The organism is Phytoactinopolyspora halophila (assembly GCF_003287285.1).
GTDB lineage: Bacteria > Actinomycetota > Actinomycetes > Jiangellales > Jiangellaceae > Phytoactinopolyspora_A > Phytoactinopolyspora_A halophila.
This window is the reverse complement of record NZ_QMIG01000006.1, coordinates 110,407-123,849: the sequence shown is the minus strand read 5'-3', so window position 1 is coordinate 123,849 and position 13,443 is coordinate 110,407. Positions and strand designations below refer to the sequence as shown.

Here is a 13,443-nt window from a genome sequence, read left to right as displayed (position 1 = left end):
CTGGACTATTCGGCGCCTTTGGCTGGGATATGTCCGACAAGCGAATAGCTGAGTGAAGCGCACGAACGTATTCCATGTGTCGTGGGTGGCCGATATTCTGCGTCGGGCCGTTCCGAGGTGATTCAGGGCGCAGGGTGGAATAGGTCGAGGGGGAGTTAGCAGGCACAGGATAGTGTTCCGTGCTGGCAGGGGGTGTATCGGTGTGTACGCAGTCGTTGATCTGGAGACAACGGGGCTTTCTCCGCAGCGAAACCGCATCGTCGAACTAGCGATCGTTCTCGTCGACAAGCATGGCGAAATCGAGCGGCGATGGTGCACCCTGCTCAACCCTGAACGCGATCTCGGTGCGCAGCACATTCACGGAATCTCGGCGAGTGATGTTCTCTACGCGCCGACCTTCTCGCAGGTGGCCGGACACGTCTCGGACATGCTCTCGTCGCGGATCTTTGTGGCGCACAACATCACGTTCGACCTGGGATTCATGCACGCCGAGTACGGGCGGATCGGGTACACCGTTCCAGTACCGCGCCAGCACGGTCTCTGCACCATGGAGCTAGCCGGGACGTACCTGCCGGGAAGCGGTCGGACGTTGGCTGACTGCTGTGCCGCAGCGGGCATCGAGCCTGCGCCCTGGCACGCTGCCGAGGCCGACGCGCTCGCCGCGGCCCTGCTCCTTTCCCATTACATCCGCCTTGGCCGAAGCAACGGCAACGGCGAGCTGGGCGGTATTCCGCACGCATGGCCTGCGATCGATGGCGCGCCGGTTCAGCCGGTCAAGCGTGGAGCGGCTTCGAAACACGCCGCCAAGCACTTCCTTGCTCGCATTTCCGAGCATCTGCCACGCCATGCTGAGATGCCCAACGCCGACGCCTATCTGACCGTTCTGGACCAAGCTCTGCTCGATCGACATATCTCCGTCACCGAGGCCGACGCTCTGCTGGACGTGGCGGCAGAACTCGAGCTGTCTCGTGCCGCCGTCGAGCAGCTGCACGACGTGTATCTCACGGACCTGGCGAGGGCCGCACTGGCCGACGGTGTCGTGACCGATAACGAGCGAGAGGACCTGGTCGCGGTCGCGTGGTTGCTGGGGCTAGCAGACGCGTCCGTGGACGACGCCCTATCGGCCGCTCGGGACATGGCCGAGCCGGAATCCGGGCACGGGCGTTTCGAGCTGCGACCCGGCGATGGTGTTGTCTTCACCGGTCAGATGGAGTTGAGTCGCGACGAATGGAAGCGGCGCGCCGCTCTTCACGGCCTGCGTCCGGAGGATGCAGTCACTTCCAGTACAACGATGATGGTGGCTGCCGATACCGACACGATGTCAGGGAAGGCGCGGCGAGCACGGGAGCTGGGGGTACCGATCATCGACGAAGCAACGTTTGCGCGGATGCTGGAGCGCAGACTCAGTGGATCGCCCGACGAGATCAGTGTGGCATCCGGCCTCCCCGATCCCCTGGCGGATGAAGAACGGGTGGAACCACAAAGCTTGATCACGATCGACGCCGAAGCCGCGTCCATTCTGAGCTACCCCATGGCTCACAACCAGGTTCCGGTGGTGAACCGGGTCACCGTAAGCGGCGCGACGACGACGATCCGCGGGGCAAAGATGCGGATGGAGATCCGTGACGCCGACGGCGTACTCGGAACATCGCAGGACAGGCTGGTCGACCTCGACGCCTCCGGGCCGTCGGTGCTCACGGATCTCGATCTGACAGTCGATCCGGCGGCCATGCTCCAGGTGGAAGAACAGCGTCCCGCCGCCATCCGGCTGGCGCTGTACGACGACGGGTCGCCACTGGCGGAACGACAGATCCAGGTCACCATGCTGGCCGCACACCAGTGGCGCACCGAACCGGTTTCCCTGGCGCTCGAAATGCTCGCCGCGTTCGTCATGCCCAACCATCCCGCCGTGGCGCAGCTGGTCTCCGAGGCGTCGGACATCCTGGAACGGCGGACCGGCCGGGCATCGGTCGACGGCTACCAAGGCGGTCCGGAACGGGTCGACGCGATCGCTCAAGCCATCTACGAGGCGATGCAGGCCCGCGGCATCCGGTACAGCGAGCCGCCGGCGAGCTGGTCGGACGTCGGTCAGAAGATTCGGACGCCGAGCGAGGTTCTGGAGGATCGGGTCGGCACCTGCCTTGACCTGGTCGTCGTCATGGCAGCGGCGCTCGAGCAGGCGGGCGTCCGCCCGCTGTTGTGGATCGTCGACGGGCATGCGTTCCTCGGCTACTGGCGCGAGGAGCACGCGCTGGATGGTGCCGCCTCCGCCGATGCCGGAGACGCTGTCAACCTCATGCATCTCGGCATGATCCGCCTAGTCGAGACGACGGCCGTGACCGCGAGCGACGGTGCGGTGCCGTTCGCCGCAACGCACCAAACACCTGCCGCGACGTACCTCACTGGTGATCTCTCCAGTGTCATCGGGATCACCGACGTGCGGCAGGCGCGCCTGGCGGGGATCGTCCCGTTGCCCGCCCGCGTGCGTGACGCCGGTGGGTCGGTCACCGTCGTCGAGTACCGTGCCGCCGAACACGCGACTCCGGCACCGGCGCGGGCAGAGCAGCGGCCGGAGCAGAGCACATCCACGGGTCCGGCCGTGCCGCAGCGGATTCAGGCGTGGAAGAACTCGCTGCTGGACCTGAGCCTGCGGAACCGGTTGATCAACTTCACCGAGCGGACGGCCCTGGAACTCGCCGTTCCCGATGGCCACCTGCCGATGGTCGAGGACATGCTGCACGAAGGCACGGCCGTCCAGCTTCTCCCGAGCGACCAGTTCGACAGCATCCACTACGAGCGCGGGGCCCGGGCAGGTCGCGACCTGCCCGCCGACCATCTCGCCGGAATGCTCTCGGCCAAGCGAGCCACGTACACCGACGTGAGCTCGGCCGCGTACCGGACCAGAATGCGCAACCTCGCGTACAAGGCCAGAACCATCATCGAGGAGACCGGCGCAAACAACCTCTACCTCGCGCTGGGCTCGCTCGTGTGGACGCTGGACGGCCGGGACCTGCGCTCACCGCTGGTGCTTGTGCCGGTCAGGCTGACGACCCTGTCGCGCCAGACCGTCTACCGGATCGAGCTGGATGACAGTGGCACCAGCACACCTAACTACTGCCTGCTGGAGAAGTTGCGCCAGCGGCACGGTATGGAAATCCCCGGCCTCGCCGAGCCGAGTGAGGACGGCGCCGGAATCGATCTGGACGCCGCGTTCGACGCGATGCGGGTGGCCCTGGCCGAACGGCGACTCCCATTCCACGTGGAACCCACCGCTCACCTGGCCATCCTGCAGTTCTCGAAGTTCAGGCTCTGGAAGGACCTGGACGAGCACTGGCAGGAGCTGTCGAAGAGTCCGCTCGTCTCGCACCTGGTCAAATCGCCGATGGATCCCTTCGAGGATCCGTGCGCGTTCGATGCGGAACAGGTCGACCTGGACCAGGTCGCCGAGCGTTGTCCCGTTCCCGGCGACGCGTCCCAACTCGAGGCGGTGGCGACAGCCGTCGGCGGGGCGACGTTCGTGCTGGAAGGCCCACCGGGAACGGGCAAGTCGCAAACGATCACGAACCTCCTCATCCGCGCCGTCGCGGAGGGCAAGAGGGTGCTGTTCGTCGCCGAGAAGCGGGCCGCGCTCGACGTCGTCAAAGGGCGTCTGGACCGTGTGGGCATGACGTCGTTCTCACTCGACCTGCACGACAAGGGAAGCAAACCGGCGGCAGTTCGGGCACAGATCAAGCAGGCGCTGGAACACTCGGTGGCGGTCGACTGGCAGGGTCTGTCCGCCCGCGAGCAAGAATTGCGTTCGGCGCGGCGGACATTGGACCGCTACGCGCGATACCTGCACGAGGAGAACGCGGCAGGGCTGTCGCTCTACAGCGCGCACACCCAGCGCCTGGCCATGGACTCCTCCGTTCCAGCGCTGCACGTGCCGCGTGAGCTGCTGACATCGTCGGCTGCAGACACGGTGGCCGAAATACGGCATGTGCTGAACGGGCTGCCGGAGGTGGCCGATGTGGCGCGTCCACGGCCACACCATCCATGGGGGTTCATCGACAGCCCGCAGGCCGGATCGATCGACGTCGCGGCGGTCCGGGACGCGGTGCTCGAGCTGGACGCTGCGGTCGACTCCATACCGGCTACGGGTCCGTTGGCTGACGTGGTGCGCGCCGTTCGTACCATGGACGACCTCGTCGTCCTAGCCGCCTTTGCATCCGCGCCGCACAGGTCGCTGGAGGTGCTCGACCAGGTGCCGTCTCCCCAGTGGGAGTCGGCCGCGGCCGCCTTCACACAGCAGCTGGCGCAGTTCGCCGCGACACACACGCCGGCGCTAGGCCCGGTGACAGCAGCAGCGCTCGACCTGCCGTTGCCGGATATTCATGCGCGGGCGCAGGCTGCGGCGGCCTCCGGTTTCTTCGGACGCAAGAAGCGGCTGGTCGCCGTGCGAGACGAGCTCGAGGGGGTCATGCGGCGTGGCGGCTCGGTGAAGCCGAAGCAACTGCCTGCACTGACAGAAGCGCTCCTGCGCGTGCAGGCCGCCGTGCAGGGCCTGGCGGCCGACGCAGCGACCGTACCCGGGATCTTGCTGCCCGCGACATGGAATCCGTTGACCGACGAAGGTCGTGACCTGGTCGATGAGCAGCTGAACTGGCTGCGGTGGGTAGGTGGTGCCATCCGTGAGCGTGCGGACGGCGATCCCTCGGGCGAGTTCATCCTGGCGTTGAGGCAGGCGCTGAAGTCGAATCCCTTCTCCTCCGCCGAGTCCGAGCTCGCGGTTCGCCTCCGGGATGCCACCTCGCGCCTGGCGGATGTCTGCCTCATCGAAGATTCAGGTCTCGCGGCCTGGTCCGGCGGTGATGGACTCGTCGCACGGTGGCAGCAGACACGCGACGGGCGTGACACGGCGTCGCCGGAGATGTGGAGCCTGCGCCGGTGGCTCGACCTGCTGGCCCACGTCGAGCCGCTGCGCGTCACCGGGATGATGGACGCGCGGCGGGCCTTGCTATCCGGTGCAGTGGACGCCGATGACGCAGTGCAGGCCTTCGAGCGCGGGATCGCCGAGTCGTCGGTCGAAGAGCGTAGGGCAGCCACCGGCCTGGTGGACTTCGACGCGCACGGACATGAGCGGGCGATCAGCCGTTTCACCACGGCAGCCGGCGCCGTCCGCAACGCCATGAGCGACGCGACCCCGGCACACGTTATCCGAGCGCGTCCGTTCGACCCGGAGACGAGCCTAGGACGCGTTGGTGAGTTGCGGCGGGAGATCGGAAAGCAAAGGCGCGGACTGAGCGTCCGCAAGCTTATGGAGAAGTACGGGGACCTGGTCGCCGGAGCGATGCCGTGCGTGCTGGTGAGTCCGGATTCGTTGGCCCGGTTCTTCCCGCCGAGGGCAGCGCAGTTCGACCTGGTGGTGTTCGACGAGGCGTCACAGATCCGAGTCGCGGACGCGATCGGTGCCATCGGGCGGGCTAAGTCCGTCGTCGTGGTGGGTGACAGCAAGCAGATGCCGCCGACGTCGTTCGCCGAGCCGTCGACGCCCGGGGACGATGACGAGAGCATGGCTGAAGGCGCGGTGGAGGACGAAGAGAGCATTCTCTCCGAGTGCGTGCAGGCGCGCGTCACGCAGCAGTGGCTCTCATGGCACTATCGCAGCCAGGACGAGTCGCTGATCGCGTTTAGCAACCACCAGTACTACGAGAACAAGCTGTCGACCTTCCCAGCGCCGTCTGCGCTGGGAAGCGCGGACCACGGTGTCACTCTTGAGCGCGTGGACGGTCACTTCCACCGCACCGGGAAGGGCAAGCTGCTTCGGACCAACCCGGTGGAGGCCGAGGCCGTTGTGGCCGAGATCCAGCGACGGTTCGACGCATCGTCCGACGCGGCCCCGTCGGTGGGTGTGGTGACGTTCAACCAGCAGCAGCGTGCATACATCGAGGCGTTGATCCGGGACAGCGACGATCCGCGCCTGGCGGAGGCATTGGACGGATCTGACGAGGAAGGGCTGTTCGTCAAGAACCTGGAGAATGTCCAGGGCGACGAGCGAGATGTGATTCTCTTCTCCACGGCGTTCAGCGTGAACGACCGTGGTGTCCTGCCGCTGAACTTCGGACCGCTGAACCGGGCCGGCGGGGAACGGAGGCTCAACGTGGCCATAACCCGAGCGCGCCGCCGGGTGATCGTGTTCTCGTCGTTCGACCCGTCGCAGCTGCGCGCGGAGGAGACGTCGTCGGTCGGGATCAAGCACCTGCGCGCATACCTGGACATGGCGGAACAGGGAACGGCGACGTTGCCGAACAACCCGTACGCGGCGACGGTGGCGGACCGGCACGCCGAGGACATCGCGGCCCGCCTGCGCGACCGTGGTCTGGCGGTGATCACCAACGTCGGTCTTTCGGACTTCAAGGTGGACATTAGCGTGGCGAGTGCGGACGCGCCGGAGCATGCGCTTCTCGCGGTGTTGTTGGACGGGCCGGCGTGGGCCGCCCGACGGACCGTGGGTGACCGGGACGGGCTGCCGTCGGAGGTGCTGGTCCAGCTGCTGCACTGGCCTGCCGTGGAGCGGGTGTGGCTTCCAGCGTGGCTCGACGGCCCGGATGCCGTCGTTGACCGTCTCGTGCGTGCTGTGGACGACGTACTGTCCGGCACGCGGCGGGAGAGTAATGACAACGATGAGAACTCGTTCGGTCCTGCCGAGCCTTCGGCACCTGCGAACCCGGAGCCAGCCCGTCCTTCCACGAACGAGTTCAACGTGGTCGACGAGGCTGTAGAATGGCGCGCCGAGGCTGAGCCAGCGATCGCCAGCCCGATCGCGTCCGCCGCCGTCGTTGATTCTGAGCCGCGGTCGTCCTTGCCAGCTGAACCTGGTGCGCTCCCCGGACAGTCCACATACGTGCCATGGACACCGCGCATCCTCGGCACGGTCGAGACTCTCGACGGGCTTGGTCGGTCCGCGGCGAGCAACAACGCTGTCGCAGCGGTCCTTGAGCAGGTGATCGAGGCCGAGGGTCCGGTGCACATCGACCGCCTTGTGAAGCTGGTGGCGAGCGCGTTCGGGCTCAGCAAGGTCCACGCCAGCCGTCGCGATGCGATCCTTCAGCAGCTTCCGAAGAGATATATGCCGGACTCGGCGGAGAGTGTAGCGTGGCCGGGTTCACTGGATTATCGGACCTGGACCGGCTTCCGCGCCAGTGTTGACGGTGACGAGCGCAAGTTCGATCACGTCAGCCTGCGCGAAATGATCAACGCGATGGCAGCGCTGTGTACCCAGTCAGCTGGCATGCTCGAACCGGAGCTGAAACGCGAGGCAATGAACATCTTCGGTGGGCGTCGGATGACTGAACGCGTCAGTGAGCGCTTGGACCGAGCTATCGAGCTGGGCCTCAGCTCCGGCCGGCTTGAACGCGGTCCAGATGAGCTGATCGTTGCCTGAGGCGCGCACCAGCATGGTCGTGACTGGCGGTTCGCCCGACGTGGCTAGAGACAACGCAGGCATGAGCATCTAGCTCTTTACGGCAAGCACCGTGCTCGTGCACCACGCCGCATAAAAGAAGATAATCCTGTGACCAGCAGAAACGTGCAGGGGGGCTAACTTTAGCTTTCATAAGGGGCGCTGAGCTTTCGGCAATCATCCGACCGAATAGAAGATCGTTTCATGAAACGCCGGACAGAAGTCGATAGTCCTGTGAACGACACGGCGACGGGTGAAACAGCACCTTTCGTTGCTGGATCGCGACACCGTAGAAGCCACTCCGTACAGAACTGTCACCGATTGACCGTCGATTGGCGGCTTCCGGAGACTGGCCGTGCTGACGCAGATGTCTGATCTGATCACGCGGTTCGCTAAGGTCGAATCCGTACATGATGCGGCCCGACGGGCTTCTGCCTCTGGCGGACATGCCCCCACCCGCACGAGTGACTTCGTGCTGCCCTGGGGGTTCTGTCGCCGATGTCGGCGTTTCGCGCATCCGCCGAAAGCTTGGCTGCGTTGGCGCTGGAGAGTACATTGCCGGTTCGGATCGCTGAGCATGTCCGATACGCAACAGGAGCGCGGGCGTCGGATGCGGAGATGCGGTCCTGGGAACGTAGCTTGCCGGTACTCGCTCGCGATCTCGTCGACGCTGGTCTTGGCTCGGTGGAGATCCTTGTCGAGCACCGGCTTCCTCTTACGAGTAAGCGCGTTGACGCCATCGTGGCGGGTGTCCATCCACGGACTGGCGAGGACTCGTACGTCGTAGTCGAACTGAAGCAGTGGAGCAGTGCTGAAGCTTGGGAGGACAATGACGAACTCGTACTCGTTGAAGGCCGGCATCGGGGACCACGTTTAAATCCCGCTACTCAGGTGCACGGCTATTGTGAGCTCATCGCGGACTTCACGGCGTCGCTGCGTGGTCGTTCTGATGTCGTGAAGGGCGTGGCCTATCTCCACAACGCCACCGACCATGCGGTCAGGGATGTGCTTGACCAGAGCCAGGACGAACACAGTCGAGTGTTCACCGCTCAGCGTCGGGGTGAGTTCTTGGATTACCTGCAGACACACCTTTCTCCTGCGCCGGGTGCGCCCGCGGCGGACCGGTTTCTCTCCAGTGCGATCCGCCCCAGCCGGCAACTGTTGGCTGTCGCGGCGGAGGAGATCAAGGAGCGGGAACGGTTCACGCTTCTGGACGAGCAGAGGGTGGCCTATGAGCATGTCCTCCACGCCGTTGAGCATGCACATGAGCAGGACAGCAAGCGCGTCATCGTCGTGAAGGGCGGCCCTGGTAGCGGGAAGAGCGTCATCGCACTCTCGATCCTCGGCGAGCTTTCTCGCCGAGGCCGCACCGTCGTGCACGCGACGGGCTCGAAATCATTCACTGAGACGCTGCGCAAGTACGCGGGCAAGGGGTCGACGCGGCTCAAGAACCTGTTCAGGTACTTCAACAGCTTCATGAAGGAGTCGGCGAACAGCCTCGATGTGCTCATCGCCGACGAGGCGCATCGCATCAGGGCAACGTCAGAGAACAGATTCACCAAGGCCTCGGACCGTACCGGACGACCTCAGGTGGAGGAACTCATCTCCGTCGCGAGTGTGCCAGTGTTCCTGCTCGACGAGCACCAGGTCGTCAAGCCAGGTGAGATCGGGACCTACGAAGCCATTGAGGAGGCCGCAGCGCGTCGCGGTCTTGAAGTGATCCCTGTTGATCTCGAGGGACAGTTCAGATGCGGCGGCAGCGCGGTGTATGAGCGCTGGGTGAAGCGCCTGCTTGGCCTTGAGCCAGGTGGCCCGGCTCCGTGGGAGGGGGACGAGCGATTCGAGGTACAAGTCGCGGATTCGCCGTCTGATCTCGAGGCCATCCTGGCCACCAAGCGGGATGAAGGCTATTCGGCGAGGATGTCCGCCGGCTTCTGCTGGCCGTGGAGTAACCCGCGACCCGACGGTTCGCTCGTTGCTGACGTGCAGATCGGGGACTGGGCACGCCCGTGGAACGTCAAGAGCGAGCGCTCCGTTGGCGGGGCGCCGGGTCGTTCTTACTGGGCGACTGACCCGGCGGGATTCGGCCAAGTGGGCTGCATCTATACGGCTCAAGGATTCGAATACGACTGGTCTGGCGTCATCATTGGTCCTGACCTGGTGGCCCGAGACGGTGAGCTGACTTCAGTGCGAAGTGAGAACCGCGATCCGGCATTCCGGAACCGCAACTCTGTGAGCGACGCGGAGTTCGATCGGAACGTCCGTAACGTCTACAAGGTGCTCCTCACGCGTGGCATGGTCGGCACAGTCGTCTATGCGACCGATCGGCATACGCGCGAGTTTCTGGCTGAGCTCATTGAAGGCGTGCGCAGGCCCGCGTCGGCGTGATCGTGCTTCCGCGACGGGATCATGACTGAGGTCTCGGAATCGTTGGCTGGACTCGAAAGGGGCAGCTGGTAGGAATGGACGGTGGACGGGAAACGTGAAGAAGATCCTGCGACCTCTGGCGGCGGTGCAGCAGCTGACCGCCTCACCGAACTCGCTGAGCGACTAGAGGCGTTCGCCGCCGAGCGGGATTGGGAACAATTCCACACACCGAAAAACCTGGCCATGGCGCTTGCCGGAGAGGCCGGAGAGGTGTTGGCCGAGTTCCAGTGGCTCACACCCGATGAGTCGATCGCCGTCATGTCCCACGACCCCGCAAGAGCGGCGCGGATCCGCTCGGAACTCGCGGATGTCACCAACTACCTCGTTCGTCTGGCTGCAGTTCTTGACGTCGATCTCGTCAGTGCGGCACACGAGAAGCTCGACGAAGTGGGACGACGAATTCCGCCGTCGGCGTCGACGAGCCGAACTAAGTGATGGACCGCTGGGCGACTCTCGCACGGATGCAGAGCGGGCGTTTACCGGCACGATGCGATCTGGAGTGCCCGACGCGGATCTCGGAGCTCGTCACGGCGCACATTGAGAACCGGCGCGGTGCGTAGTTGAGTCCCTCATAGTGACGCTTCTATGGCTCGTGTCAAGCCGCCAGCGCACATCTGTCACAAGAGCTGGCGTGCGATGTGCCGTTTCAGGCAGCGGCGGATCTCCGGCTTGGTGCGACCTTCAGCGGTGCGGCGCTCGACGTAGGCGCGGGTGGTCGGGCAGGAGACCTGCTTCGACGTTGTGAGCAACGCCGCTCGGGACAGTCTATCTTCGCGCTGTTGATCGTACCGGTATTCGAGCCACGGCGGTGGCGGCTTGATCTGGCCCTGTTGCCTGACGTCAAGATGCCCGGGTGTTGGTGGGTATCTTGCGTCGGCTGGGATAGACGTGGTTGGTCTTGGCGCGGTGTTCGATTTGCCCGTGGTGGCGGGCTAGTTCGAGCAGGTTGGCTTGGAGTGATGCCAGTGGTCAGGCCTGGTTGAGTAGGTCGAGTTCGCGGGGGTTTGTTCGATCCCGCTACCTCAACTTCGACGATTGTCTACGAACGCAGGCATTTAGTAGTATCTACGTACGTGGACAATTTTGAATGTCTGCGTACGCAGACAGGAGGCGTCGATGGCGAGTATCACGGATGCGCGGCAACTTGGCGCTGCAGTGCGTGCTGAACGCAAGCGACGCGGGATGTCGCAGGTGTCGTTCGCTGCGCATGCCGGAGTGTCTCGCGCCTGGCTCGCAAGGTTCGAGGCCGGCCATCCTGCAGCCAGTGTCGAGCAGGTCTTCCTGGTGTTGCGGGCGCTCGGGCTTGCTCTCGAGCTCGCCACGCCCAAGACGTCCGAAGGCGAGGCGGCACTGCTGGCTGCTCTCGCGGCTCGGAAGGAAAGCTGATGGCTCCTCGTCGGCTGCTCGTCGTCTTATATGGAGCCGTCGTCGGGCGGATTGACCAGCGTTCCCCAACCGCCGAGCCAGAGTTCACGTACGACCCGTCCTATGTGGCTTCAGGCGCCACTCCCCTGGGAACTCGAATGCCGGTTGCGGACATCACGTATCGGGGCAAAAGCGTCCGTGCTTTCCTCGAAGGCCTGCTTCCCGAGGATCCGGAAACCCGCAACCAATGGGGCGCGATGCTCGGCGTCGACCCGGGTGACACCGTGGCGATCCTTTCTCGGATGGGCTGGGACTGCCCAGGAGCGGTGCAGTTCTGCGCACCTGACTCACTCGACGAGATGCAATCACGGAACCAGCAGCTCGAGCCCGTGACCGAAACTCACATCGCGGAGAGGCTGAAGTCTCTGCGTACTCGCGACGCCGCATCGTGGACGCTGCCGGACGAGCACTGGTCCCTTGCCGGGCAACAGTCAAAGATCGCTCTGGTCAACGTGCCGAGCGGGTGGTACGAGGCGCGAGGGGCTGCTCCAACTACCCACATCGTCAAGCCCGGTATCGGCCGGCTGCATCACCAGGCACTCGTTGAACATGCGACGATGCGTGCCGCTCGCAAGATCGGATTGGATGTGGCGCACACAGATTTCACTCACTTCGGTGAAAGCGAGCCAGCGATTGTGGTCGAGCGCTACGACCGGCTCATCTTGGAAGACGAGACCGTCTTACGCATCCACCAGGAGGACTTCTGCTCGGCCAGCGGACGACTGCCGGCGAGGAAATATGAGGCGCACGGCGGGCCGACCTTGGCTGATATGGCTCGAATCGTCGAACAGAATGTCCATGAGCGCAGTTCGGGAATGGCGGCGCTCGGAGACTTTGCAGCGTTCAACTATGTGGCGGGAGCACCGGACGGGCACTCGAAGAACATCTCTCTCCTTCTCCTGCCGCGCGAGACGAAGGTGGCTCCGTTCTATGACCTGGCAACAGGCCTTCCTTACGCCGGCAACTCCGCGCTCCGCGAGCTAGCGATTGCCGTTGGAGGTCGGCGAAAGTTCGGCCAGATACTCGGCAAGCACTGGGAAAGGGCTGCGAGCACGCTTGGCATCCCACCAGAGCGTTATCGGGAACGCGTACGGCATATGGCCGACACGTTTCCCGACGCCTTCGCGGACGCCCTGGTTCAGGTGGGCACGCCGGAGGCGGGGGAGATAAGGGCGCGCTCGATCGATCCGATTGCTGCTCATGTCAAGCAGTTGACGGCCCGGCTCGACGACCGATCCGAGTCGACGGCTACGCGATGATTCAAGATCGTGGCCTCAACCGGCTACCGTCGCCGCAGCTCAGAGAGCTGTACCTAAGTACAGTGTGCTGAAGGTACAGTCCTGGCCAGCGTTCACCCTTGTCCGGTGGCGCCGGTGTCCGCACGTGCATTCGGAGACGCAGAGGAGGAGGTGATGACCACGGAAACACCGACGGCATGTCGATCATGGGCCATCATCACTCCCGTGTTGACGGTGCTCGCCGTTCTGCTCGTCCTATTTGGCCCGATCCAGACGACTTCCACTTCCAACGGCTCAACAACCTCTGGCCTCGTCGATGACCTCAACTTCTTCGCGATGCTCCTGCTTATCGTGGTTACTCTTGCGGGTTTCGCTACCGGGTTGGCTTCCTGGGGACGACGGCTCGGGCTGGTGGGCCTCAGCTCTGTCGTCCTGTGTCTGGGCGTAGTTATCTCACTGCCGTCGATCGGCCTGTTCTTTCTCCCGGCCGCTGTGGCCACAGTCGGAACCTGGATCAGCCTCTACCGCAGCGGCTAGACGAGCCCTCCTGCTCGGCACACTGCTCCGGTCGTGGAATAGCGACGGCCCACGGCCGGAAGGCGAATATCGCGGAGGCTCCTGCGTTCTCGGAAGAGCAGCCGCAGCATCGAAACCGAGATGCCTGACGCCGCTCCGGAAGTGCAGTGGACGATGAACTTCAGTCTGGCAGGGATCGGGATCCACGACCCCGAACACCGCGAGCGAGCCATCGCCATCGGCGAGAAACTTGGCATGTACCGCGACTACCCCGTCCCCAGCGGATGCACCTCACCGTTCGCGCCGGCCTGGATCAAGGAGATGGTCGACAGACAGAGCTGACTACGCGCGGTGCCGTGCCTGTCGGGAGGAGACCGGCCGCTGACGTGAGTATTA

7 protein-coding genes and 1 pseudogene are annotated in these 13,443 nt (G+C 64.4%); 7 read left to right on the top strand and 1 reads right to left on the bottom strand.

Going from position 1 to position 13,443, the window contains the following annotated elements; genetic code table 11:
* Positions 1 to 202 precede the first annotated feature (202 nt).
* The 3 genes from DPM12_RS09240 (at position 203) to DPM12_RS09230 (ending at position 10,303) form a co-directional block, all read left to right on the top strand.
* On the top strand, positions 203 to 7,423 hold the full coding sequence (locus tag DPM12_RS09240) for a DUF3320 domain-containing protein (protein WP_123788606.1): 7,221 nt from the start codon (positions 203 to 205) through the stop codon (positions 7,421 to 7,423).
* Positions 7,424 to 7,939: 516 nt separating this feature from the next.
* A complete protein-coding gene (locus tag DPM12_RS09235) occupies positions 7,940 to 9,829 on the top strand; it encodes a DUF2075 domain-containing protein (RefSeq protein ID WP_112258023.1) in 1,890 nt (629 codons plus the stop codon).
* 81 nt (positions 9,830 to 9,910) lie between these two features.
* A complete protein-coding gene (locus DPM12_RS09230; protein ID WP_112258022.1) occupies positions 9,911 to 10,303 on the top strand; it encodes a nucleotide pyrophosphohydrolase in 393 nt (130 codons plus the stop codon).
* A gap of 182 nt (positions 10,304 to 10,485) precedes the next feature.
* Here DPM12_RS09230 and DPM12_RS24110 read toward each other — a convergent pair whose 3' ends face one another.
* Positions 10,486 to 10,617, bottom strand: coding sequence for a hypothetical protein (locus DPM12_RS24110; protein ID WP_281269644.1), 132 nt, complete (start codon positions 10,615 to 10,617; stop codon positions 10,486 to 10,488).
* A gap of 367 nt (positions 10,618 to 10,984) precedes the next feature.
* Here DPM12_RS24110 and DPM12_RS09225 point away from each other — a divergent pair, with 367 nt between their 5' ends.
* The 4 genes and pseudogenes from DPM12_RS09225 to DPM12_RS09210 form a co-directional block, all read left to right on the top strand.
* Positions 10,985 to 11,254: a helix-turn-helix domain-containing protein gene (locus DPM12_RS09225; RefSeq protein WP_112258021.1), complete on the top strand. Its 270-nt coding sequence runs from the start codon at positions 10,985 to 10,987 to the stop codon at positions 11,252 to 11,254.
* Positions 11,254 to 12,552 (top strand): type II toxin-antitoxin system HipA family toxin, encoded by a 1,299-nt coding sequence (locus DPM12_RS09220; RefSeq protein WP_112258020.1) that lies wholly within the window; start codon positions 11,254 to 11,256, stop codon positions 12,550 to 12,552. The genes DPM12_RS09225 and DPM12_RS09220 overlap by 1 nt, the downstream gene beginning before the upstream one ends.
* 153 nt (positions 12,553 to 12,705) lie before the next feature.
* Positions 12,706 to 13,068 carry a hypothetical protein gene (locus DPM12_RS09215; RefSeq protein ID WP_123788605.1) on the top strand — a complete coding sequence of 121 codons (363 nt, stop codon included), beginning with the start codon at positions 12,706 to 12,708 and terminating at the stop codon, positions 13,066 to 13,068.
* 108 nt (positions 13,069 to 13,176) lie between these two features.
* A pseudogene (locus tag DPM12_RS09210) lies at positions 13,177 to 13,389 on the top strand (DNA alkylation repair protein); the annotation flags it as partial.
* Positions 13,390 to 13,443: the final 54 nt, after the last annotated feature.